A 23,055-nucleotide genomic window follows, 5' to 3' on the forward strand; every position below is an offset into this window, starting at 1 on the left:
CATCCACTCCTGACCTCAGCGCGTGCCCTGTGCCACGAGCGCGGCGACGGCATCGACGTTGTTCTTGTCGACGAAGGCCGGACCCGTCTGCACCGGTGCGCCACCACCGACGGTGTTCAGGTTCGTCCGGTAGGCCTGCAGCAACACCACCGGCAGATAGCCCTGCTCGTACTGCTGCTGGTCGACGGCGAACAGCAGTTTGCCCGCGCGGATGGCCTCGACCACATCGGTGTTGAGGTCGAAGGTCGCGACGGTCGCGGCGGACTGCGACTCCTTCACCCCGTCCACCGCACGCGCGGCGACCTGCGAATTCAGCGTCAGTACGGCGTCGATGGACCGGTCGGCCTCCAGTGCGCCCTTGATGCGGGACTGGGCGTCGGTCGGGTTGTTGATGTCGACCTGCAGCGTCGTGCCGTTGCCGAAAGCTTTGGTCGCGCCCTCGCACCGCTGGTTGGCGCCGATATTGCCCGCCTCATGGATCACGCAGAGCAGTTTCTTGCGCCCGGAATCGGCGAGGCGCTTGCCCGCCGCCTGCCCGGCCAGCGACTCGCTTTGTCCCACATGGCCGATGGCGCCGTACTTGCTGCTCTCGCTCTCGCCCGAGTTGATGGTCACCACCGGGATGCCCGCGGCTACCGCCTTTTCGAGCGAGGGCCGCAGCGCGTCGGGGTTGGCCATCGAGACGACCAGCCCGTCCACTCCCTGCGCGACCGCGTTGTCTATGAGCTTCGCCTGCTGACCTGGGTCGCCTGCGGAGTTGTATTCGACCCGGACGCCGAGATCTTTGCCCGCCGCCTCCGCGCCGTTTTTGACGACGTTCCAGAAGGCGTCACCGGGACTACCGTGGGTGACCACCGCTACGGAGTTCAATTTGCCTGCGGCCACCGGGGATTGGGTCGGTGCGGGCACGTCGGCGCCGGGTCCGCTGCAGGCGGTGAGTACCGCCGCGGCGGCGAGCCAGGGCAGTAGGCGGCGCGAGCGCTGCCACCCTCGGCGAACTCGAAGAGACATCGTTGTCATCACTTCCCCACTAGATTCGTGCGGTGGCGAGGCCCGCGAGGTGGCGCAGGCTGCGTTCGGTATCCCGAGTCGGCAGCGCTGCCGAGTCGGTCGGCTGCAGGGCGGTGTCCTGCTCCATCACGTACCAGCCTCGGTAACCGGCGGCCTGCATGCCGTGCACCAGAGCGGCGATGTCGACGTCACCCTCGCCCAGCGGAACATAAAGGCCTCGCCGGACTGCCTCGCTGTATTCCATTGCGCCACCGCGTACTTCGTCGGCCACCGCGCTGCGGACGTCCTTCAGGTGAATGTGCCCGATGCGCCCGGCATGTCGGCGCGCGAGCAGCACCGGGTCGGTGCCGCCGATCAGCAGGTGGCCGGTATCGAGACAGATGTCGAGGTCGGAATCGGCAAGGAAGCGTTCGACTTCGGGTTCGGTCTCCACATGCGTGCCGACATGTGGGTGCAGCACCGTGCGCAGGCCGTGCTCGGCGGCGATGTCACGGATCGCGGCGGCGGTGTCGATGAGCGTGCGCCACTCCGTTTCGCTCAGCCGCGGGCGCGCGTCGTAGCCGCCGAGACCGGTCGCCGCGGCGAGCACGAGCACATCTGCGCCGGTCGCGGCGAACAACGCGGCGGTGTCCTTCGCCTCCGCGATCGCGCGCTCCGGTCCGTCGTGCAGGACCAGCGCCAGGAACCCGCCCACCGAGGAGATGCCGAAGGTGCCGAGCAGCGACCGTAGCTCGTCCGGGTCGCGCGGGAGATAGCCCGGTGGGCCGAGTTCGGTCGCGGACAGGCCGAGCGCGGCCATTTCCGCGAGGACAGTGCGCGCGTCGAGCACATGCCCCCAACCGGGAACTTCGCAGACTCCCCAGGAGATTGGCGCGGCAGCGATGCGCAGCGGGTAGAGCGGTTCGGTCATCAGGACTTCTCCGACCTTCGATGTCGAGTTGGAGCGCTCCAAGCAATTGGAGCGCTCCAACTATGTAACGTGGGTCATAGTGTGTCAAGAGGTTCATCGTTGTCCAGAATATCGCTACTACCAGGTAATATCTGAATTTCCAGGCGAAATGCCAGGAAACTCGAAGCGGGAGAAAGTCCGATTAGAGCGCTCTATTGATTAGCGCTCATCGACCTTGTAACGTCCGACACGGCACGAATCACCGAACCCGGAACGGAGGCGACATGGCGCGCCCGACCATGGAAGACGTCGCCGAGCGCGCCGGCGTCTCCCGCGCCCTCGTCTCGCTCGTCATGCGCAACTCCCCGAAGGTGAGCGAGCATCGGCGCCGCGCCGTACTGGAAGCCGCCAAAGACCTCGGCTATCAGCCGCACATCATGGCGCGCTCACTGGCCAGCCGGACCTCGAACATCGTCGGCGTCATGGTCTCCGACCTGCGCAATGCCTTCTTCGCCGATGTCGTCGAGGGAATGGACACGGCCGCACAGGAATCCGGCCTCGAGCTGATCCTCAACACCGGCCGCCGCAGCGCCGCCCGTGAGCGCGCCGCGTTGGAGAGCCTGCTCGCGTTCCGCCCCGGCGGCATCATCCTGCTCTCCCCGATCCTGCCCGCCGCCGCCATTCGCGATGCGGCGCAACAAGCTCCGGTCGTTCTCGTGTCCCGAGGTTCGGCAATCGCCGACGTCGATACGGTCAACGATGACGGCGAGATGGGCGCCGGGCTGGCCGTGGATCACCTTGCGTCCCTTGGGCACCGGCGCATCGTGCACCTCGACGGCGGCAGCGCGTTCACCGCGCCGCCCCGCCGCAAGGGTTACCGCGCCGCCATGGAGCGGCACGGACTCGAGCCGATGGTCATACCGAGCGAACACACCGACTCCGCGGGCATGGCCGCCGTACAGAAGCTTCTGAACATCTTCTCCCGCGACAACTTCCCCACCGCCCTGGTCTGCGGCAACGACTTCAACGCCGTCGGCGCCATGTCCGCACTGGAAGAGGCCGGTCTACGCGTCCCCGACGACGTCTCCATCGTCGGCTACGACAACACCTCCCTCGCCGCACTCCGCCACGTCTCCCTGACGACCATCGACCAGCCACGCGTCCAAATGGGCCGCCTCGCCATCGAAGCGCTCGTCGAACGCCTCCGCGCCGACCGCACCGCCCCGGTCCGTCGCCGCCTACAACCTTCCCTGGTCGTCCGCTCGACCACGAGTACCCCGAGCAACTGAGCTGCGCCTGCTTTCGAGCAGGTCCCCACCGCACGTCCGAATTTCACCAGGAGGAAAGTCGATGACATCCCACAAAGCCGTCACCCTCGGCCTCGCCGGCACCGGCCGCATCGGCACCTCCCACGCCGAAACCCTCAAAAACCTCCCCGACGTGGCCAACGTTGTCGTCGCCGACGCCGACCCCGCCCGTGCCCGCACCACCGCCACCAAACTAGGCGTCGAATTCACCCCCGACCTCGACACCCTCTTCGCCGCCGACCTCGACGGCCTCATCATCGCCACCGCCACCGACTCGCACCCCGAATTGATCACCAGGGCCGTCGACCAAGGCATTCCGGTCTTCTGCGAAAAGCCCGTCGCGGCCGACATCGAAGGCACCCTAGCCGTCCTCAACCACATTCAAAACTCCACCGTCCCAGTACAAATCGGCTTCCAACGCCGCTTCGACGCCGGCTACCGAGCCGCCCGAGCCGCCATCACCTCCGGCTCCCTCGGCTGGCTCCACACCCTCCGAGCCACCACCCTCGACCCCACCCCACCCCCTGCCGACTACATCCCCCGCTCCGGCGGCATCTTCCGGGACTGCGGCGTCCACGACTTCGACATCATCCGCTGGGTAACCGGCCGAGAGATCGTCGAAGTCTACGCCACCGGATCCAACCAGGGCGATTCCTTCTTCACCGAAGCAGGCGACGTCGACACCGCCGCGGTGCTCCTCCGCCTCGACAACGACACCCTCGCCACCGTCTCCCTAACCCGCTACAACGGAGCAGGCTACGACGTCCGCCTAGAAGCCCTCGGCTCCAAGGGAAACGCCATCGTCGGCCTAGACGACCGCTCCCCCCTCACCTCCGTCGAACCCGACTACCCCGCCTCCCCCTACCCCGCCTACCCAGGCTTCATGGACCGCTTCCGCCGCGCCTACACCGACGAACTCGCCGCCTTCGTCTCCGTGGTCAACGGCGACCTCGAAAACCCGTGCAGCCCAGCCGATGCGCTCGAAGCCTTCTATGTAGCCGAAGCATGCGAACTCTCTCGCCGCGAAGGTCGCCTTGTCGCAACATCCGAGGTTCGCTGACATTCGGGTGGGGTCCTGCACGTTTGTAGAGACCCACGGCACCACAACAGTTTTCGCGGGCCGGGAGGCAGCGGTGGCTTAAACCGATGGCCGATCGAACTCGCCATCAACCGCCAGGGAAGTGAAGGCATCCCACTAACGAACGCAACCTCCGCGCAGTCGGCTTTGTCGTCACTGCGGCTGCACTTGAACCACTCGGCCCCGGACAGGTGGATCACAGACACTCCCATGGGATACTCCACTCGTGGATAGTGGGGCGGAGCGAGCGCTACGACTGATGATATGCGAGCACCTGTCGGAGGTGCTCGAGGAGCAGGGGGCGCTGACCCGGACCGAGCTCACCAACTTCTCGGTCAAGGGTGAAGTCTATAAGCTCATTGATCGCAACAAAGGCATCTGGAATCCAAAGCAGCTGCTGGCCACCCTGTCGATCATGTCCACACCGAATAGTGGATATCCCGATGAGGAAGTAGGCGAATCGCTGTTTGCCTACGCGTACCGGGAAGGGAACATAAACGGCGACAATACCAAGCTGAGACGGGCGTATCAGTTAGATCTACCGATCATCCTTCTTCGATGGATCCGGGATGGCGTCTACATCCCCGTGTGTCCGGTGTATGTGGTCGCGGACGACATGCCGAATAGACGATTCATCCTCGCCCTGGATGAAAGCCTGCGGACTGTTGCCAACCCGCTGGACCTGAAACCAATCGAGCGCGTATACGCCCAACGCGTGACACGGCAACGTCTGCACCAGCCCGAATTCAGAGCACGTGTCCTTCTCGCGTACGAGAGCCGATGCGCAGTATGCGGTGTGGGACACACACAGCTGCTGGAAGCGGCGCACATCATTGCCGACGGCAAGGAACACGGCGCCGCCGATATCAGCAACGGTCTGTGTCTCTGCAAGATTCATCACGCCGCCTACGACGCGAACCTTCTCGGCATAACCCCCGGATACGAAGTCCGTATCGGAGCCAAGCTGATGCAGGACCTGCGAGGCGGGTCGATGTTGAAGCATGGCCTACAGGCAATGAACGGCAACCCGTTGGCACTGCCACGCTCGAAGAAGAACCACCCCTCGACCGAGCGACTAGCAGAACGGTTCACGGAATTTCAGGCTGCCAGCTGAGATGGGCTCTACACAAGCGATGCCGATGGAAGGCTCTCTGGCCGCTCACCTGTGAAGGATTGTGCAGGCGAGGGAATCTATCTCGGCCAATAGCTGCTTCGGCCGCAATGAGAGGTCGAGGGCGTGACAGTGGATGGTTATGCCGCAGTTTCTGATCTCGTGGGTTCTCGCCGGCTCGTTGCCCTTGGCATAGACCAGGTGTCCCTCCGACAAGTTCAATACTGCGCAGTAGGCCAGCATTTGGTAGAGGTCGGCTTCGGGGAAGCCTTTGGGCTTCTCCGCTTTGTACTTGGCGTCGACTACGGCGACCGGGACATCGTTGTCGTCGCACCAGACGAGGTCCGGGATGAACTTGATCCGGGATGCTTTGTCCAAGTGGCGCCCGAACTGGACCTTCGGGTGGCCACCGAACTGGCGCATAGCCATGCCGATCGCGCCGGTGACGAAGTCCTCGTAGATGCGCCACATGTCGAACATGAAGCCGGATACCGCGAGCGATCCATTGTGTTGGTCGAAGGAGCTGTTGTCGAGGATTACTTCGGACAGCCTGAGTAGGTCGTGATAGCGGGCGTTGACTCGATCGAGGTGGCATCTGGGTGCACGACCTCGGTTGGGCAACATGGTGATTTCGTCGAGCAGCCAACGGAGGCGGCTGAGTTGCTGCCGCGCTTCTGTCCCGATGTCCGGGATACTGAGCAGACGTAACGTCGCCAACAGGACGATCTGGTTCTCGAGAATGTCTGCCGTGAAGTCGTCGTACTCGACGGCAATCGGTAGTGGCAGACCGTAGTTGCGCATCACCTGCTCCCGGAACTGGACTCGACCGCGGACAACGGCCAGTGAATCCGACCTCGCCTGGTAGCCCTGCAGCAGACCGCCTTCGATTGCGCGGGACGCCAGCCGCGCAAATGACTCGGCGACTGCGGGGTACAACCCGGGAGCCTGATCCAAATGCACGAACTCGTCACGCCAGATGGCTGGGTTGGAGCAGTACCCGACGAAGAACAGCAGCCTGTTCAGCTCGGTGATCTTCGGGCGCACGTTGATCTGGACGTCGCCATACGTTACCGACCCCACCTTGCCGCTCGGCTTGATGGCGTACTGACCTGTCGAACTCGGTGTCAACTTTGCGATCCCGAGCCGAGACAATGCCTCGTACTCGGTTACCGAAAGGTCGGCCTTCTTCGATGGGCCGAACTCGATCAAATCTATCAGCGGCCGCACATCATGCTCCCGTTGCGGCGCCTCGGCTGCTCACCCGTTCTCGGATCCGCTGCAAGGAGTAGCGCTCGTGCACGTCAATGCCGGGATCGCGGAAGTGGAACTCCTCGAGCAGCGGCATCACCGACGTGGTCCAAGCTCGGTCAATGCCTTCTCGCGTTGCCGCGGCCGGCCTCATGAAATACGAGGGACCGACCTTGAAGTCTTTGCCTTCGATCGCGTTGTTCAGTTCGTCCAAGAGCTCGGCGGCCTCCGGCGGAAGACCCTTGTCTGCCAGCCACCGACGGAGTATCCCGCTGGTCGGCTCTTCCGATGGGTGCAGGTGCACGAACGAAAACCGCCGTCGCATAGCCGAATCCATCGATGCTATCGAGCGATCGACCGTGTTCATGGTTCCGATGATGACCACGTTCTTCGGCAGGTAAAACGTCTCGACCTTCTCGGAATACAGCAGGTTGATGCTTTCGTCCCGATACTCCAGCAGGTAGTAGAGCTCTCCGAAGATCTTCGACAGATTGCCGCGATTGATCTCATCGATGATCAAGGGGTACAACACGTCCGGATTCTGTCGCGCGTCCTCGGCGATCAATCGCAAGGGTCCTCGGTGCAGGTGGTAGGACACCTGACCGTTGCTCGACCTACCCGGTCGAAAGCCCTCGAAGAAATCTTCGTATGAATACGAGGGGTGGAACTGGACGACCTTCACCTTTTCCGCACTCGATAGATGCTCGGCAAGCGCCTTGGCGAGATATGTCTTCCCCGTACCCGGCGGACCGTAGAAGATCAGTTGCGGCCGATCCCTCAGCAGCTCGATGCACTGCTGCAGCCACTCCCTCGACATGTACAGCTTCTCAGCGAGTTCATCTGTGGCATCAGGAAATTCGGGCTCGACGTCATCCGCAGAGGACTGCCGGCCCTTGCGTCCCCAGGTGATACCGAACGCATCCCTGAAAATGTCCATCAAGTCAGCAGCGTTCTCCAGTGTCAACTGCAGCGATTGACTGCTCTTCGGCTGCGATTCTCGCTGGTTCGAACCGAACGTGGACAGATGAACCAGGGGGCTACCGTCGGTATCCTCGATCACCTTGTACTGACAGCTGACCTCGTCCTCCGCCTTGTGCGGTCGGATCTTCTGCGTACTCGGTACGACCTCACGAATCCGTGCCATCTACGACTCCCCTATCGCCACCATGCGCTCGACGCTGACCCCATAGATGTCAACCTGACCGGGACGCTCCAGCGGAGACCACGATAGCGTCGACCTCAGACAATCTTCGGTAGGCACGACTTCGTTTGCTTCAAGTTGGAAGCAGTCGCCCGACGACTTCGGCCAGCTGGCGCACATTCCGACACTCGTGCATGGTGATGTGTTCGGCGTAGACGTCGGCGGCGGAGTCGCCGGTGGACCAGGAGCGGGAGGGTTCTGGGTTCAGCCAGTAGGCGTGTTTGGCTTTGGCGCACATTAGTTGCAGGGCAGGGAGGTTGGGGGTGGTTCGGTTGGTGCGGGCGTCGCCGAGGATCAGGAGGGAGGTTCGGGGGCCTAGGGCGTCGAGGTAGTTGTCGGTGAAGCCTTGGAGGGCTTCGCCGTAGTTGGAGCTGCCGTAGCGGGCGACGTTGGAGTCGCGGACGATTCGGGCGGCGGTGCCTGGGGAGGGGGGTTCGCCTGGGGTGAAGAAGTCGGTTATTTCGTCGCAGGTGTCTATGAAGCCGAAGCTGCGGACCTTGGTGAGTTGGTCTTGGAGGGCCTGGATCAGATGGAGGGTGAATTCGGCGAAGCCGGTTACCGAGCCGGAGAGGTCGGCCAGGACTACGAGGTCGGGGCGGCCGTGTTTGCGGGCTCGGAGGACGGGGTCGATGGGGACGCCGCCGGTGGACATGGAGCGGCGGAGGGTGCGGCGCATGTCGATGTGGCCGCGGACGGATTTGCGGCGGCGGGTGGCTAGGCGGGTGGCCAGTTTGCGTGCCAAAGGCTGGACCAGGCGGCGCATTTCGGCGAGGTCTTGCTCGCGGGCGCCGAGGAAGTCGACCTGATCGGAGCTGGATTCGACGCCGCGGCGGGCGATGTATTCGGTGCCGCGGAGTTGGGCGGAGCGCAGGCGGGCTTCGGTTTGGACGGCGGTGCGGAATTCGGTGAGACGGCGGTTGGCTTCGATGGTGCGGACGGCGGTGTCGAGCTGACTCGCTTCGCTCATGCCCGCGACGATGCGGTCCATAAGGTCTTCTGTGCGTAGGGCTCTCATGGTCAGGTAGGAGGACCAGCCCGCGCCGGAGGCAGTAGTGACGGGAGCGGAGGTTTGGCCGGTGCCCGCTCCGCCGTAGGCGCCGAGTTCGGTAAGGGCTTGGCGGGCTAGGTCTGCTGCGGCACCTGGATCGTCCTCGGCGAGCACTGCCGCCAATCGATCACGAAGCGATTCAATGGATTCCGGTGTTGGGGGTGATGCCTGCCGTGGCTGTTCGGTGGTCAGGAAGTAGAGGTCGAAGAGTTGGTCGAAGACGGCGCGTTGGCCGTTTCGGCGCAGCAGACAGGCGGCCATTCCGGAGCGCAGCCGGTTTCGGTCGGACAAGCCGAGGGCGAGCATTGCTTCTGCGGCATCGATGGTTTCGCTGGGGCCCGCGGTGATTCCGTGGTCGCGTAGCAGTCCGACGAACTCGACGAGGCGGTCGGTCATCGCCTCGGCGGGCTGGTCCGCACTCCGCCGGTCGCGGCGAGACGCGGGCGTCATGCTGCCTCTTCTCGACGCACCGCAGACCTGCTCGGTTCCTTTGACAGGCGGCGCCCGGCTGCCAGATGCGCGGAGCGCCAACCAGATGAGTGAAGGACGGACTCGGCGGTAAGCGAGAAGGCGTTCGCTCGGCCCGATGGCCGGTCCTCGGTGTACAACGGCGCGAATTGTGGGGCCGTATAGTTCGCCGCGCTCCCGTGGCCGCCAATGGTTGTGCACGGAGCAGCCATCTGTAGCGGCGAAGCACGTTGGTCGGCAGCAAAAGACCCGTAACTTCCAGACTCGCTACGACCAGCCTTGAACTGCCGCAACGTAACGCGGCGCACATTCATTGCGCCGCCTCGTCACCGGTCCCGGCACCCGGCTCCCGCAGCGACAGCCGTTCGGCCGCAATACGGTGGTCCGCTTGATATTTCAGCAGCACCCCAAGGGTAGAACGGACGACGCCCCCAGTCAGACTGCGAGTGCCGAGCGCTACGAGAGTTCTTGCCCAGTCGACGGTTTCGGCGATGGACGGCGGTTTACGAAGAGACAGTTCACGCAACGCACCAACGACGCGCACTACCGGTTCACCCAAAGCTTCATCGAGTTCAGGAACCTTCATGCGGACGATCGCTCGTTCCAATTCCGCTGTGGGGTAGTCGATATGAAGGTAGAGGCACCGCCGCTTCAACGCCTCGGACAGATCACGGTTGGCGTTAGAGGTGACAACGACGAATGGTTTACGCACCGCCGTGATGGCGCCCAGTTCGGGGATGCTCACCTGATAGTCGCCGAGCACCTCCAGCAACAAACCTTCGAGCTCCACGTCGGCCTTGTCGAGTTCATCGATGAGCAGCACGGTGGGGCGCGGGTTGCGGATGGCGGCCAGCAGCGGGCGGGCGAGCAGGAACTCCTCGGTGAAAACGTGGTCGCGGGTGCTGTCCCAGGCCTCGTTGTCGGTGGCGGTGATGCGGAGCAGCTGTTTGGCGTGATTCCACTCGTAGAGGGCGCGGGCTTCGTCGATGCCTTCGTAACACTGCAGGCGGACGAGGTCGGCGGTCGACGCGGCGGTGACGGCCTTGGCTAGTTCGGTCTTGCCCACACCTGCGGGCCCCTCGATCAGGAGGGGCTTGCCGAGGTGGTCGGCGAGGAAAACGGCGGTGGCGATGTCGATGGACGGGAGGTACCCGGCATCGGTGAGCCGCCGGGTCACCTCGTCGACGGAGCCGAAGAACTTACTCATCAGTAGCAGTCTAGAACGTCCGAATCCTGCGACTTCGCGCCCAGATCATCTGCCACTCGTGGCGCGCTTGATCTGAACAGCACTCGAGGTTCTACGGTCACAGCATGATCTTCACCGACGCCGAACGCGCGTACCTCGCCACCCAGCGACTGGCCCGCCTCGCCACGGTCTCTCCGAGCGGCGCCCCACAGGTCAGCCCGCTGGGCTTCCGGCTGAACCCGGACGACACGATCGACATCGGCGGGCCGAATCACGCTGCGACACAGCGCTATCGAAACGTCCTCGCCAACCCGCGGGTCAGCCTGCTGATCGACGACATGACCCCGGACGAACCCGGCGCGGTGAAACCGGGCTGGGGACGCGGCATCGAGATCCGCGGCGAAGCGGAGACCATGACGGTGGACGAACCGCCGATCGCGGAATGGTTCTCCAACGACGTCCTGCGCATCCACCCCCGCCGCGTGAAGAGCTGGCACATCGACCCGGCGAACCCCGATGGCGGCGCCCGCAACGTCGAGTAGACAGCCAGCCGCGATCGGTTAGGACGGCGACTTGGCGAGTGCGGTTTCGGCGGCGTCCAGGATGGTCCCAAAGGTGTAGGAGATTATCGGGCGCGCGACGCTGCGGGTGAGGAACGCTCCGACAAGTGGGATCTGGATTCCAGCGCGCGTCGTCCACTCCACGCGCGTGCCGTCGCCGACCTTCGTGAACGTCATGCGGCCGAGCTCGTGCCGGGCGGGCGGGAATGCGCGCTCGACCACGTACTCGGTCGCGTGCGGCGGGTCGTAGTGGGTGATCCGCTCGCGAAACCACCCGATCACCCAAAGGTGGACACGCACCGCCCCGACGCCATAGGCAGCGCCGGAGCCGGGCCGATCGAGCCGACAGCGCAGCACCAGCCAGGACTTGGTGTAGTTGGTGGTCGTGGTGAGCCACTCGAATACGTCGTCGATCGGTGCGTGCACCACGCGTTCGACTGTCATGGTCTCCATGGGTTTGCCCTCCTCGAGTTGGATGCGCCGGCTCGGCGCGATGCAGCTTGTCGGGAGTGTGGATGCCGGAGCGGTCCCGATAACACCAAGACAAGCCGCGCGGCCGGAGCGTGACAGTTCCCCGGTGTGAACCAGCACACATCTGGAACGCTCCATGCGAACGGACGATCGGCCCCGCGCGGTCGGCCGAGATCGGAACCATCCCTGGGGCAATGATTCGAGTAAGCTCCACGTTTGCTATTAGCTGCGAGGTAGCGGAACCTGGGCATGGCCGCCGTTCACGAACCGTCGGCTCGCAGTACCCAGCCCGACCGACAAAGTCGACACAAATGCGGTCCCAGCCGACTCATCCTGTGCCCCTGACGAATCGGGAGACTCATGTTCATTGCGATCGCCGCCACAATGACAGTCATCCTGATGTGGTCGTGCCTGTCACGATCGATGGCCCGCTGGAAGGTGACCGCGCCGTTGGCCATGGTGGTGGTCGGCGCGCTCGTGAGCTGGAGCAGTGATCACTGGCTGGCCACGGCGATCAATACCGACACGGCGCAGCGGATTGTCGAGTTCATCTTGGCGCTGTTTCTTTTCACCGATGCGACGGAGGTGCGCGACGGTCTGTCCGGTCGTAGGCACACCGGGATCTTCCGGCTGCTGTTCATCGCCTTCCCGCTCAGTTTGGCGGCCGCCTATCTTCTGGGATTCGCTCTCCTGCCGGGCGTTTCGTGGACGGTATTGCTGCTGATCGCGTGCATCGTGATCCCGATCGATCTGGTGCCGGCCCAGGCGATTGTGCGGGATCTGCGTGTGCCGGAACGGGTTCGGCACGCGCTGAACGTGGAGAGCGGATTCAACGACGGACTCGTCGCGCCGATCTTCCTGTTCGCCCTCGCCGCCGCGGAAGCCAGCGTGGAGTCGGATCAGGCGATGCACGCGCTCGGCCAGGCGGTGCCCGCGGTGGTGAAGTCGGTGCTCATCGGCCTTTCGATCGGTGCGGTGGCCGGGTATTGCATGTCCGTCGCCGTGCGCAAACGCTGGACAGACGCTCGGGCCGTGCGCATCGGAACGATCGCGATACCCGTGCTGACCTACAGCGTTTCCGTGTGGTTGGACGGAAACGGCTTCGTGGCAGCCTTTCTGGCCGGTATCGCCTACAGCACGACGCGGCGCGAGCTACCGGGCGAGCCACTGCAGTCGACCGAGGATGTCGCCGAATTCTGCGGTCTGGCAATGTGGTTCGTGGTCGGGAATGTCGCGGCCGCCAGTTTCACCTGGCTGAGCTGGCAAGTGATCGTGTACGGCCTGCTCGCGTTGACGGTGGTGCGGTGCGTCCCGGTCGCTATCTCGTTACTCGGCTCCCCCTTCACGCAGCGTGAACGGCTCATGCTCGGTTTGCTCGGGCCGCGCGGTGTGGCCTCGATCGTGTTCGCGCTACTCGCCTTCAACGGATTATCCCAGGACGACGACGCCTACCTCGTGATCGGTGTGACCTTGGTGGTAGTCGTCGGCAGCGTCGTCCTGCACGGGATCGGCGCGCCCGTCGTCGCGGAACAGTTAGGAAAACGACGACGCGACAAAGCCATCGGCGATAAGCCGTATTCCCCATGAGTGGCCCATGGCGGTAGCAAACGTCGAGAAGGCCACACCGTAATGTGCCACTCGACGCCGAGTTCGAGCCGGGCACCTACCCCCGAGATCCTTTGCCACCAGTATTCGGGGCCCGTTGCGGCAGTGGGGGTTTACCCCTAGTACTAAGGATTGAAATATCCCGCTACCGTGCCAACACCCGTGACCTTTCCGGCGAAATGCGCGAGAGTGTAGCCGTGCAGTCGATGCTGCGCCGGGTATGCCGGGGGGGCGCCCGCAAAGCAGCGGCGACACAATTGATCCCGACCTGCCGCGGGGTGCGCGCCAGCGATCGCTGTACGCCACGACGTGGGCAGACCGTAGCCGGGGGATGGTGAGCGAGCAGTTCACCGCTGAGTGAAAGGATCCACGTTGTTCTCCACAACCAAGTCCACTTCTTCGCGCCGCATGCTGGCCCGAGTGGCTGTCGCCGGTGCGATCGTCGCGGTTCCGTTGACCGCGTTGGCCGTTCCCGCCTCGGCCAATGCGAATATCGGCGTGCCAGGCGTTTCCGAGGTTCGGCACCCGCACCACGATCGCAATTGCGACTTCGGCCCGTTCAAGAACTGGAGCTGCAACAACGGCCCGTTCTCCGACCGAGGCCACCACGATCACGACCCGTTCTGGCACTTCCGCGACAACAGGCCGCGCGGCCTGTTCGGCAGCAGCTAGGACACGGCGGCCCGGCACCACACAGGTGCCGGGCCGTTCGATAGCTTCCCGAAGTCTCGGCCCGGCTGTCGATCCTGTGCGGGACAGCATGTTCGGCGTCGGTAAGCAAGGTAATCGGCGGGCACCCGTATGCGCGATGATCAGACCGTCGAGCTGATCCATTCCGTCGTACCGGAGGATTCAACAACTTACTCGCGTCGAGTTCGACGACGACACCTTCGATTCGTGAACCGCCACTGCCAACGGAGCCGGGGTCAAGCGCAACACTGACTTCGCCACCAAACTGGTTGCTAACGAAGATCGTTCGTCCCTGACGCAACTTGCAGTCGTGCTGCGGATATTTCACCGCAGACAGAAGGGCTCCCAGATGACGACGAATTCACACCGGATGCTGGCCATAGTGGTCCTCGCAGGCACAATCGCCGCTGGTTCCCTGGTCGCCCTCATGGTTCCGGCCTCGACGGTCGCCGCGACCGAGATACCTCAGGTCCAGCTCCCCCAGTCCGACGATCCCGACAACCGCAACGCCAACTGACGACAACGGCCCGGCACATCGCCATTACCGAGCCAGTGCCCTATTGGACTGACACTCATGTGGTTCGGTCATCGACCGGCCCGACTCCTCTGCGGCGTAAGCTGACGTCGCACCTCGGCCGAAGTCAGAAGATACGAGGGGATGTTTCGTCGTGATCGAATCCATCGGCTACGGCCCTGTCGTAGTCAAGAAGCCCAAGCGTGGCATGCGAATCGGCTACTACGACGACGACCACCACACGGGCAGAGGTGAACGTGCGATCGTCTACTACTGCGAGCCTCCGCTGGTATTCACGAACAAGTACGAGATCGTGCATCCCAAATACCTCGCACCGATAGACACTGACTCCCTCTGGACCCGCCGCGAAGCCCTGCAGAGTGTGATGGCCCAAGCTGCCTACTCCGGCGTCGCGGACCATCGTGAGCTCTACGACTTGTCGCTGGAATATTCACTGGTCAACGCGCTTCTGGTAGGCCGACTGGCGCAGGCACGCGCGAACGAAGGGAACCCCGGCGGCCGCCACGTTTTCATTTCGCATTCTTCCCAAGACAAACAACTCGCCGTCTGGCTGTCCGTCGATCTCTCCGCCGCTGGACACGTGCCGTGGCTCGACGAATGGCGGATCAGAGCGGGTGATTCGATACCCGCCAAGATCGCACACGGCATCGATGAATGCGAATTCCTGCTGCTTCTGCTGAGCCCCAACTCGGTTCGCTCCGGCTGGGTCGAACGCGAGTGGTCCACGAAATACTGGTCGGAGGTCGAGCACGGAAAGGTGGTGGTGATCCCTGTGCTGCTTGCAGACTGCGAGATCCCGACGCTGCTTCGCACCAAGAAGTACGCGGACCTTCGAAACGACTATCGAGACGGCCTGGACCAGGTACTCGACGTACTCCGTTAACCGTCGAAGGTCCCGTCCATCGCGGAGACGGACGGGACCTTCGAAACAAACGATTCCGGGGCGAACCGGACGCAGACTAAGCAGTTTCGGTGATCGGGCGATCAACCCAGCTCATCAGCCCACGCAGCTTGGCGCCGGTGACCTCGATCGGGTGCTCGGCGTTGGCCTTGCGCAGCGCCTCGAGCTCCTTGTTGCCACCCTCGACATTGGCGACGAGACGCTTGACGAAGGAACCGTCCTGGATGTCCTTCAGGATGTCCTGCATGCGCTTTTTGGTGTCGGCGTCGATGACCCGCGGGCCCGACAGGTAGCCACCGAATTCGGCGGTGTCGGAAACCGAGTAGTTCATCCGGGCGATGCCACCCTCGTACATCAGGTCGACGATGAGCTTGAGCTCGTGCAGCACCTCGAAATAGGCCATCTCGGGCGCGTAGCCGGCCTCGACCATGACCTCGAAACCGGTCTTCACCAGCTCTTCGGTACCACCACAGAGCACGGCCTGCTCACCGAACAGGTCAGTCTCGGTCTCTTCCTTGAAGGTGGTCTTGATGACGCCCGCGCGGGCACCACCGATCGCCTTCGCATAGGACAGGGCAAGCGCCTGGCCCTCACCCTTCGGGTCCTGATCGACGGCGATCAGGGCGGGCACGCCCTTGCCGTCGACGAACTGACGGCGCACCAGGTGGCCGGGGCCCTTCGGCGCGACCATCGCGACGGTGATGAACTCCGGCGCCTTGATCAGGCCGAAGTGGATGTTGAGGCCGTGGCCGAAGAACAGCGCGTCGCCGTCCTTCAGGTTGGGCTCGATGTCGTTGGTGAAGATCGACGCCTGCGCGGTGTCGGGGGCGAGCACCATGATCACGTCGGCCCATGCCGAAACCTCGGCCGGGGTACCGACGGTCAGGCCCGCCTCTTCGGCCTTCGGCCGCGACTTCGAACCCTCCGCGAGGCCGACCCGGACCTCGACACCGGAGTCGCGCAGGCTCAGCGAGTGCGCGTGGCCCTGGCTGCCGTAGCCGATGACAGCGACCTTGCGGCCCTGGATGATCGACAGGTCGGCGTCGTCGTCGTAGAACATCTCGACTGCCACTGGTTGGTTCCCTTCTGGATTCTTCTGTATAGGTCTGAAAGTTGCGCCCCGGTCCCGGCTTTCGCCGGAGCTACCTGGCGCACTGTGCGCGTCGGGCCCACATCGGTTGTGGGAGCACGCTATTCAACTGTTGTCAGCGAGTCGCGGTGATCGACTTGGGACCACGACCCACCGCGACCACACCGGACTGCACGATCTCCCGAATTCCGTACGGTTCCAGCATGCGCAGCAGCGCGTCGAGCTTGGACCGGGTTCCGGTCGCCTCGACGGTGAGGGCATCCGGGGAGACGTCGATCACTTTCGCCCGGAAGAGCGTAACCGCCTCGATCACCTGAGTCCGCACGCTGGCGTCGGCGCGGACCTTCACCAGGATCAGTTCGCGGGCCACCGAGGTGTCGGAATCCTGCTCCACGATCTTGATGACGTTCACCAGCTTGTTGAGCTGCTTGGTGACCTGCTCGAGCGGCAGGTCCTCGACGGTGACGACGATGGTCATCCGGGAGATCTCCGGGATCTCGGTGCCACCGACCGCGAGCGATTCGATATTGAAACCGCGGCGGGAGAACAGCGCCGCGACCCGCGCCAGCACGCCCGGCTTGTCCTCGACGAGCACGCTGAGGGTATGAGTGGTGCTCATCCTTCGTTCACCTTGTTCTTCTCGTGCGACATGGCCTCGTGGATGACCGCAGGTTCCGCCGCCTGCTCGTCGTCGTCGAACAGCGGGCGGATGCCGTGGGCGGCCATGATCTCGTCGTTGCTGGTGCCCGCGGCGACCATCGGCCACACCTGGGCGTCCTTGCCGACGATGAAGTCGATCACCACGGGGCGGTCGTTGATGGCCTGCGCCTCGCGGATCGCGGCCTCCACGTCCTCCTCGCGCTCGACCCGGATGCCGTGGCAGCCAAGGGCTTCCGCGAGCTTCACGAAGTCGGGGATGCGCAGGGTGTGCGTGCCGAGATCGGTGTTGGAGTACCGCTCCTGGTAGAACAGCGTCTGCCACTGGCGGACCATGCCCAGGTTGCCATTGTTGATCAGCGCGACCTTGATCGGCACGCCCTCGACGGCGCAGGTGGCCAGCTCCTGGTTGGTCATCTGGAAGCAGCCGTCACCGTCGACCGCCCACACCTCTTTATCCGGTGCGCCCATCTTGGCGCCCATGGCGGCCGGGACGGCGTAGCCCATGGTGCCGAGACCACCGGAATTCAGCCAGGTACGCGGCTTTTCGTACTTGATGAACTGGGCAGCCCACATCTGGTGCTGGCCGACGCCGGCACAGTAGATGGCGTCCGGTCCGGCCAGGCGGCCGAGCGCGTCGATGACGAACTCGGGCGACAGCGAACCGTCACTCGGCGCGGTCCAGCCGAGCGGGTAGCTTTTGCGGACGCCGTCGAGGTACTTCCACCAGTCGGTGAGGTCGAGTAGCGGGGACTTGGCTGCCGGATCGGCTTTCAGGGTTTCGATCAGCTCGATGATCACCTCGCGGCAGTCGCCGACGATCGGGACGTCCGCGTGCCGGTTCTTGCCGATCTCGGCCGGGTCGATGTCGGCGTGGATCACCTTGGCATCCGGCGCGAACGAATCGAGCTGGCCGGTCACCCGGTCGTCGAAACGGGCGCCGAGGGTGATCAGCAGATCCGAGCGTTGCAGTGCCGCAACGGCTCCCACGGTGCCGTGCATGCCGGGCATGCCCATGTTGAGCTGGTGGCTGTCCGGGAACGCGCCGCGCGCCATCAACGTGGTGACCACGGGGATGCCGGTCATCTCGGCCAGCTCGAGCAGCTCGGGCGAGGCGTCGGCCTTGATCACGCCGCCGCCGACGTAGAGCACGGGCGACTTGGCTTCCAAGATCATTCGCGCGGCCTCGCGCACCTGCTTGCCGTGCGGCTTGGTCACCGGACGGTAGCCGGGCAGGCGCATTTCCGGCGGCCAGCTGAAGGTCGTCTGCATCTGCAGGACGTCCTTCGGGATGTCGACGAGCACCGCGCCCGGGCGACCGCTGGCGGCCAGGTAGAAGGCCTCGGCGATGATGCGCGGGATGTCGATGCCCTCGGTGATGAGGAAGTTGTGCTTGGTGATCGGCATGGTGATGCCGGAGATATCCGCCTCTTGGAAGGCGTCCGTGCCGATCAGGCCACGGCCGACCTGGCCGGTGATGGCAACGATCGGCACCGAGTCCATCTGCGCGTCGGCGATCGGGGTGACCAGGTTGGTCGCGCCGGGACCCGACGTCGCCATGCAGACGCCGACCTTGCCGGTTGCCTGCGCGTAGCCGGTCGCGGCGTGACCCGCGCCCTGCTCGTGGCGGACCAGCACATGACGCACCTTGGTCGAGTCGAACAGCGGGTCGTACACCGGAAGAATCGCGCCACCGGGAATGCCGAATACGGTGTCGACGCCGAGCTCCTCGAGCGATCGGACGACCGACTGCGCGCCGGTGACCCGCTCGGGCGGGACCTGGCGGCGGTTGGCCGACATCGTCGAACTGCCAGCGGGCGCGGTCGGCTGATTAGCCGAGGGCGCTGGCCTGCGGGCCGAGGGCCCGGGCCGTGCGGTTGGTGCACTCACCGTCTTCGTTCCTAACTGCTTGTCGTTCTGACCCCGGATTTGTGTCTGACATGCGGTGTCTTGCGACCCGCCACGGGCGGACATTTGTCCGAACACAAAAAAGCCCCCGACAGCGCATGGCTGTTCGAGGGTGGCGCGTCGCAACGCGAGCTGACGTATTCGACTCAGGTAGTCAGGCTCAACGCTGGACGCGCCGGCCGATTACGAGCATCTCGTTTCGATTCACGCGCACGACGTTAAGCGGGCGTGAACTCATGAGTCAAACAGCTGACTCGTGGCGTCCCATTATGTGGGACAGTGCGGTTGCTTGTGTCCTTCACCAGGATGCGAGGATGGTGGTGTGTCATCACCGCATCAGTCCGTGCCACCGGGTAAATCGTCCCACACCGCTGCCGCGGGATCGGATACGGGTAGTGCCTCGGCCGCCCGTGTGATCCGCATCCCACGCCTAGCCTTCCTCGGCGTGTTCATCCTGCTGATGTGCGTGTTCTTCATGTTCGTCGGCTGGCCCGCCGGGCTGTGGTGGTTGTTGTTCATCCCGGTGGTGGTGGGCGTCTGGGTATGGCGGACGCAGACGACGGTCTCCGAAGCGGGACTGGATTTGCGGACGATGTTCGGGTCTCGGCATCTGGACTGGTCTCAGCTGAAGGGGGTGCGTATCCCGAAGCGTGGATACGTGCGCGCCGATTTGGTCGACGGGACCGAGGTGAAATTGCCTGCGGTGAGTTATGACCGGGTGCGTGATTTGGCGGTGGCGTCGCGGGGGAGGATTCCGGACCCGTATGCGGTGCCGCCGACGGGTGTGGCGTCGGATGATGGGGGCGCGGCGGTGGACGGTGGCGATGGCGCTGTTGGTGGCGCTGTTGGTGGCAAGGCTGGAGCCGATAGAGGCAAGGCTGGAACTGGCAGCGGCAAGGCCAGACCTGAGAGTGGCGAGGCCGGAGGCAGCGGCGAGCTCGGAGTCGACAGCGGCAAGCCCGGAGTCGACAGCGGCAAGGCCGAAGCTGACAGTGGACGAAGTGGAGTCGACGACGGCGACGGCGGCGGCGGCGGGGACGGCGGCGGCGGGGACGGCTGATGTCGACGGCAGCAAGGCTGAATCCGACGTTGACGTCGCCCGCGGCAAAAACGGCGCGCAGTAGCGGCCAACCAGCCACGCGGTCAGGCATGGCCGACATCTCCTGCACGGGCAGCCAACAGCCCGCACCGGTCAGGCGAAGAGGCTGATGGCGCGGAGCCGTTGGACAACCGCAACGACACCTCGGCAAGCACAGCGCTGACCGCTAGCTCAGCTCACGCGCATTCGCGGCATCCGCGGAGGTACTGTCGCCATACGGAACAATTGCCGACGGTAAGGTGTTGTCGGCTATGCGGTCAGCGTGTCGGGCGGAACCGATCCCCGGCTCGCACACCGCAGCCCGACGGTCGGGTACCTCCGGCGACACCGTCAGCGTCGACGAACACCACTCGCGGCGACACGATTACGCAGCACGGACTGACAGCGAGAACGGCCCAGGACGACGGCCACGAGCCGCCCTGACCGGCATGTAGTCCCCTACCCACGCGGGAGTACCGTGGAGCGGCCGCCGAGCTGACTCTGCGCAGTCGCACCCCAGCCCCCGCGACCCGACCGAGGACCATCAATGCCACCGCTTCGTTCACGCACCACCACCATCGGCCGCAATGCCGCAGGCGCCCGCGCACTCTGGCGCGCCACCGGCATGACCGATTCCGACTTCGGCAAGCCGATCGTCGCCATCTCGAACTCCTACACGCAGTTCGTGCCGGGCCACGTGCACTTGAAGAATGTCGGCGACATCGTTGCCGAGGCGGTGCGCGCCGCGGGCGGCGTGCCACGGGAATTCCACACCATCGCCGTCGACGACGGCATCGCGATGGGTCATGGTGGCATGCTCTACTCGCTGCCGTCGCGCGAAATCATCGCCGACTCAGTGGAATACATGGTGAACGCGCACACCGCGGACGCGTTGGTGTGCATCTCCAACTGCGACAAGATCACCCCCGGCATGTTGAATGCCGCTATGCGGCTGAACATTCCGACGGTGTTCGTTTCCGGCGGGCCGATGGAGGCCGGTAAGGCCGTGGTCGTGGGTGGTGTCGCGCAGGCACCGACCGACCTGGTGACCGCGATCTCGGCGAGCGCGAATCAGGCTGTGTCCGACGAGGGTTTGAGCGAGATCGAGCGATCCGCCTGCCCGACCTGTGGATCGTGCTCCGGCATGTTCACCGCGAACTCGATGAACTGTCTCACCGAGGCACTGGGACTCGCGTTGCCGGGCAACGGGTCCACGCTGGCCACCCATGCCGCGCGCCGTGCGCTGTTCGAGCGGGCGGGCACCGTGGTCGTCGACATCGCCAACCGCTGGTACCGCGAAGACGATGCGTCCGTGCTGCCGCGAAATGTGGCCAACGCCAAGGCTTTCCGCAACGCGATGGCTCTCGATGTGGCAATGGGCGGTTCGACCAACACCGTGCTGCACACGTTGGCCGCCGCGCAGGAGGGTGAGGTCGACTTCGACCTGCACACCATCGAGGAGACCAGTCGCCGGGTGCCGACGCTGTCGAAGGTGTCCCCCAACTCCGACTACCACATGGAAGACGTGCACCGAGCCGGTGGCATCCCCGCCATCCTCGGCGAACTGCGCCGCGCCGGTCTGCTGGAAACCGATGTGAGCACCGTGCACACGCGCAGCTTCGACGAGTGGCTCGACACCTGGGATATCCGCTCCGGCAAGGCATCCGAGGAAGCCATCGAGTTGTTCCATGCCGCGCCAGGCGGGGTGCGCACGGTCGAGCCGTTCTCCACCGAGAACCGCTGGTCCTCGCTCGACACCGATGCCGAGGGCGGCTGCATCCGCGATGTCGAGCACGCGTACACCCGGGAGGGCGGGCTGGTCGTCTTGCGCGGCAACATCGCTCCCGACGGCGCCGTGCTCAAGACCGCGGGCATCGATGAAGAACTGTTCACCTTCCAGGGACCCGCGCTCGTCGTGGAATCCCAGGAGGAAGCGGTCTCGGCCATCCTCAACAAGCAGATCAAGCCGGGCGACGTGCTCGTCGTCCGCTACGAGGGCCCTGCGGGCGGCCCCGGCATGCAGGAAATGCTGCACCCCACCGCCTTCCTGAAGGGCGCTGGCCTCGGCAAGCAGTGCGCACTGATCACCGACGGCCGCTTCTCTGGCGGCACCTCGGGCCTGTCCATCGGCCACATCTCCCCCGAAGCAGCCAGCGGCGGCACCATCGGCCTGATCGAAAACGGCGACCAGATCCGCATCGACGTCAGCACCCGAACCCTCGAGGTCCTAGTCGACGACGCCATCCTCGCCGAACGCCGAGCCAAAATGGAAGCCTCCGAACGCCCCTGGCAACCCATCAACCGCGACCGCCCCGTAACCACCGCCCTCCGCGCCTACGCCGCCCTAGCCACCTCCGCCGACAAGGGCGCCGTCCGCCACGTCCCCTAACCCCCGGCGCCCCTCCCCGAGGGGCGCCACTCTCGTCCTCCGACCGCAACCGGCTGCGCACCCCCGAACGGGACATCACCAAGCCCCTACTCGGCAATTCCCGCAACCAAGTCCCACCCACCCCACCACCCCACCCCGGGCTGGCCGCGAACGGGACACTCGACGTTTGGCTCAGCCAGGTCCCACTCGGCATCACGTCAAGCGGTGGCGGTTGGCGAGCGGGACATGACGGAGCCTCCACTCAACCTTTGGCTCAGCCAGGTCCCACTCGCGCCGGTTCTGCGGCAGTGGGGGCTGCCGGGCGATGAATAGGCGGCCGGTAGCCCTCGGACGGGACCCGCTAGCGCTGCGGCCCTGCCCCATCCGAGGCAAAGCCTGGCCTGGCGGGCGAGCGGTGGCTTGATGGCGAGCGGGACATGGCGGAGCCGCCACTCGACATTTGCCTCAACCAGGTCCCACTCGCCACCACCTCGAGCGGTGGCGGCTAGCGAGCGGGACATGACGGAGCCGCCACTCGACCTTTGCCTCAACCAGGTCCCGTTCAAGCCGGTTCCGTGGCTTTGGGCTGGGGCGGGTGAACGAACGGCGCCCCTCGGGGTGCGAGGGGCGTCGGTGGGTGGGGGG

Annotated in this window: 20 protein-coding genes; 10 read left to right on the forward strand and 10 right to left on the reverse strand. The window is 64.7% G+C overall.

The genetic code is table 11. The features are described from left to right. Window positions 1-15: 15 nt before the first annotated feature. On the reverse strand, window positions 16-1,011 hold the full coding sequence (locus tag ACFK0J_RS29240; protein WP_378732725.1) for a sugar ABC transporter substrate-binding protein: 996 nt from the start codon (window positions 1,009-1,011) through the stop codon (window positions 16-18). A gap of 19 nt (window positions 1,012-1,030) precedes the next feature. Next, window positions 1,031-1,921 carry a TIM barrel protein gene (locus tag ACFK0J_RS29245; protein WP_378732726.1) on the reverse strand — a complete coding sequence of 297 codons (891 nt, stop codon included), beginning with the start codon at window positions 1,919-1,921 and terminating at the stop codon, window positions 1,031-1,033. Window positions 1,922-2,184: 263 nt separating this feature from the next. Between ACFK0J_RS29245 and ACFK0J_RS29250 the strand changes: the two genes are divergently transcribed. The 3 genes from ACFK0J_RS29250 (at window position 2,185) to ACFK0J_RS29260 (ending at window position 5,399) form a co-directional block, all read left to right on the forward strand. Next, on the forward strand, window positions 2,185-3,189 hold the full coding sequence (locus ACFK0J_RS29250) for a LacI family DNA-binding transcriptional regulator (protein WP_378732728.1): 1,005 nt from the start codon (window positions 2,185-2,187) through the stop codon (window positions 3,187-3,189). A gap of 61 nt (window positions 3,190-3,250) precedes the next feature. Next, on the forward strand, window positions 3,251-4,267 hold the full coding sequence (locus tag ACFK0J_RS29255) for a Gfo/Idh/MocA family oxidoreductase (RefSeq protein ID WP_378732730.1): 1,017 nt from the start codon (window positions 3,251-3,253) through the stop codon (window positions 4,265-4,267). Window positions 4,268-4,511: 244 nt separating this feature from the next. Next, complete coding sequence (locus ACFK0J_RS29260; RefSeq protein ID WP_378732732.1) at window positions 4,512-5,399, forward strand: HNH endonuclease; 888 nt, start codon at window positions 4,512-4,514, stop codon at window positions 5,397-5,399. Window positions 5,400-5,444: 45 nt separating this feature from the next. Here ACFK0J_RS29260 and ACFK0J_RS29265 read toward each other — a convergent pair whose 3' ends face one another. The 4 genes from ACFK0J_RS29265 to ACFK0J_RS29280 all read right to left on the reverse strand — a co-directional run bounded on the left by ACFK0J_RS29265 (window position 5,445) and on the right by ACFK0J_RS29280 (window position 10,568). Next, window positions 5,445-6,623, reverse strand: coding sequence for an McrC family protein (locus ACFK0J_RS29265; protein ID WP_378732733.1), 1,179 nt, complete (start codon window positions 6,621-6,623; stop codon window positions 5,445-5,447). 1 nt (window position 6,624) lies between these two features. Then, window positions 6,625-7,788, reverse strand: coding sequence for an McrB family protein (locus ACFK0J_RS29270; RefSeq protein WP_378732735.1), 1,164 nt, complete (start codon window positions 7,786-7,788; stop codon window positions 6,625-6,627). A gap of 130 nt (window positions 7,789-7,918) precedes the next feature. Next, the gene (locus ACFK0J_RS29275) at window positions 7,919-9,343 is read right to left on the reverse strand and encodes a VWA domain-containing protein (RefSeq protein ID WP_378732737.1); all 1,425 of its coding nucleotides are present in this window, start codon (window positions 9,341-9,343) and stop codon (window positions 7,919-7,921) included. Window positions 9,344-9,671: 328 nt separating this feature from the next. Then, window positions 9,672-10,568, reverse strand: a complete 897-nt coding sequence (locus ACFK0J_RS29280) for an AAA family ATPase (RefSeq protein ID WP_378732739.1) — start codon at window positions 10,566-10,568, stop codon at window positions 9,672-9,674. A gap of 104 nt (window positions 10,569-10,672) precedes the next feature. Here ACFK0J_RS29280 and ACFK0J_RS29285 point away from each other — a divergent pair, with 104 nt between their 5' ends. Then, entirely contained in the window at window positions 10,673-11,089 is a 417-nt protein-coding gene (locus tag ACFK0J_RS29285) for a PPOX class F420-dependent oxidoreductase (RefSeq protein WP_378732741.1), read from the forward strand. 18 nt (window positions 11,090-11,107) lie between these two features. On the opposite strand, the gene ACFK0J_RS29290 is transcribed toward ACFK0J_RS29285, so the two are convergent. Then, on the reverse strand, window positions 11,108-11,560 hold the full coding sequence (locus tag ACFK0J_RS29290) for an SRPBCC family protein (RefSeq protein WP_378732743.1): 453 nt from the start codon (window positions 11,558-11,560) through the stop codon (window positions 11,108-11,110). 378 nt (window positions 11,561-11,938) lie between these two features. Here ACFK0J_RS29290 and ACFK0J_RS29295 point away from each other — a divergent pair, with 378 nt between their 5' ends. The 4 genes from ACFK0J_RS29295 (at window position 11,939) to ACFK0J_RS29310 (ending at window position 15,291) form a co-directional block, all read left to right on the forward strand. Next, window positions 11,939-13,165 carry a cation:proton antiporter gene (locus tag ACFK0J_RS29295; protein WP_378732745.1) on the forward strand — a complete coding sequence of 409 codons (1,227 nt, stop codon included), beginning with the start codon at window positions 11,939-11,941 and terminating at the stop codon, window positions 13,163-13,165. Between the two features lie 390 nt (window positions 13,166-13,555). Beyond that, on the forward strand, window positions 13,556-13,855 hold the full coding sequence (locus ACFK0J_RS29300) for a hypothetical protein (RefSeq protein WP_378732747.1): 300 nt from the start codon (window positions 13,556-13,558) through the stop codon (window positions 13,853-13,855). 367 nt (window positions 13,856-14,222) lie between these two features. Further along, window positions 14,223-14,390 (forward strand): hypothetical protein, encoded by a 168-nt coding sequence (locus ACFK0J_RS29305; RefSeq protein ID WP_378732748.1) that lies wholly within the window; start codon window positions 14,223-14,225, stop codon window positions 14,388-14,390. A 151-nt stretch (window positions 14,391-14,541) separates the two neighbouring features. Next, the gene (locus ACFK0J_RS29310; protein WP_378732750.1) at window positions 14,542-15,291 is read left to right on the forward strand and encodes a toll/interleukin-1 receptor domain-containing protein; all 750 of its coding nucleotides are present in this window, start codon (window positions 14,542-14,544) and stop codon (window positions 15,289-15,291) included. A 76-nt stretch (window positions 15,292-15,367) separates the two neighbouring features. Here ACFK0J_RS29310 and ilvC read toward each other — a convergent pair whose 3' ends face one another. The 3 genes from ilvC to ACFK0J_RS29325 all read right to left on the reverse strand — a co-directional run bounded on the left by ilvC (window position 15,368) and on the right by ACFK0J_RS29325 (window position 18,946). Next, entirely contained in the window at window positions 15,368-16,369 is a 1,002-nt protein-coding gene (gene ilvC / locus ACFK0J_RS29315; RefSeq protein ID WP_218479118.1) for a ketol-acid reductoisomerase, read from the reverse strand. Window positions 16,370-16,514: 145 nt separating this feature from the next. Then, a complete protein-coding gene (gene ilvN, locus ACFK0J_RS29320) occupies window positions 16,515-17,018 on the reverse strand; it encodes an acetolactate synthase small subunit (RefSeq protein WP_107658505.1) in 504 nt (167 codons plus the stop codon). Continuing rightward, window positions 17,015-18,946 (reverse strand): acetolactate synthase large subunit, encoded by a 1,932-nt coding sequence (locus tag ACFK0J_RS29325; RefSeq protein WP_378732753.1) that lies wholly within the window; start codon window positions 18,944-18,946, stop codon window positions 17,015-17,017. Before ACFK0J_RS29325 ends, ilvN begins: the two co-directional genes overlap by 4 nt. 340 nt (window positions 18,947-19,286) lie before the next feature. Between ACFK0J_RS29325 and ACFK0J_RS29330 the strand changes: the two genes are divergently transcribed. Together ACFK0J_RS29330 and ilvD are read left to right on the forward strand one after the other, a co-directional pair. Next, window positions 19,287-20,024 (forward strand): PH domain-containing protein, encoded by a 738-nt coding sequence (locus tag ACFK0J_RS29330; RefSeq protein WP_378732755.1) that lies wholly within the window; start codon window positions 19,287-19,289, stop codon window positions 20,022-20,024. A gap of 565 nt (window positions 20,025-20,589) precedes the next feature. Beyond that, window positions 20,590-22,431, forward strand: a complete 1,842-nt coding sequence (ilvD, locus tag ACFK0J_RS29335) for a dihydroxy-acid dehydratase (protein WP_378732757.1) — start codon at window positions 20,590-20,592, stop codon at window positions 22,429-22,431. The last annotated feature ends 624 nt before the right edge of the window (window positions 22,432-23,055 follow it).

Source organism: Nocardia brasiliensis, from assembly GCF_042691675.1.
GTDB classification, from domain to species: Bacteria; Actinomycetota; Actinomycetes; order Mycobacteriales; family Mycobacteriaceae; genus Nocardia; species Nocardia brasiliensis_D.

What these genes read in the sequence shown, in the direction of transcription:
- ACFK0J_RS29240 (WP_378732725.1), bottom strand. Translation starts at nt 1,011, where the DNA reads ATGTCTCTTCGAGTTCGCCGAGGGTGGCAGCGCTCGCGCCGCCTACTG.
- ACFK0J_RS29245 (WP_378732726.1), bottom strand. Translation starts at nt 1,921, where the DNA reads ATGACCGAACCGCTCTACCCGCTGCGCATCGCTGCCGCGCCAATCTCC.
- ACFK0J_RS29250 (WP_378732728.1), top strand. Translation starts at nt 2,185, where the DNA reads ATGGCGCGCCCGACCATGGAAGACGTCGCCGAGCGCGCCGGCGTCTCC.
- ACFK0J_RS29255 (WP_378732730.1), top strand. Translation starts at nt 3,251, where the DNA reads ATGACATCCCACAAAGCCGTCACCCTCGGCCTCGCCGGCACCGGCCGC.
- ACFK0J_RS29270 (WP_378732735.1), bottom strand. Translation starts at nt 7,788, where the DNA reads ATGGCACGGATTCGTGAGGTCGTACCGAGTACGCAGAAGATCCGACCG.
- ACFK0J_RS29275 (WP_378732737.1), bottom strand. Translation starts at nt 9,343, where the DNA reads ATGACGCCCGCGTCTCGCCGCGACCGGCGGAGTGCGGACCAGCCCGCC.
- ACFK0J_RS29280 (WP_378732739.1), bottom strand. Translation starts at nt 10,568, where the DNA reads ATGAGTAAGTTCTTCGGCTCCGTCGACGAGGTGACCCGGCGGCTCACC.
- ACFK0J_RS29285 (WP_378732741.1), top strand. Translation starts at nt 10,673, where the DNA reads ATGATCTTCACCGACGCCGAACGCGCGTACCTCGCCACCCAGCGACTG.
- ACFK0J_RS29290 (WP_378732743.1), bottom strand. Translation starts at nt 11,560, where the DNA reads ATGGAGACCATGACAGTCGAACGCGTGGTGCACGCACCGATCGACGAC.
- ACFK0J_RS29295 (WP_378732745.1), top strand. Translation starts at nt 11,939, where the DNA reads ATGTTCATTGCGATCGCCGCCACAATGACAGTCATCCTGATGTGGTCG.
- ACFK0J_RS29305 (WP_378732748.1), top strand. Translation starts at nt 14,223, where the DNA reads ATGACGACGAATTCACACCGGATGCTGGCCATAGTGGTCCTCGCAGGC.
- ilvC (WP_218479118.1), bottom strand. Translation starts at nt 16,369, where the DNA reads ATGTTCTACGACGACGACGCCGACCTGTCGATCATCCAGGGCCGCAAG.
- ilvN (WP_107658505.1), bottom strand. Translation starts at nt 17,018, where the DNA reads ATGAGCACCACTCATACCCTCAGCGTGCTCGTCGAGGACAAGCCGGGC.
- ilvD (WP_378732757.1), top strand. Translation starts at nt 20,590, where the DNA reads ATGCCACCGCTTCGTTCACGCACCACCACCATCGGCCGCAATGCCGCA.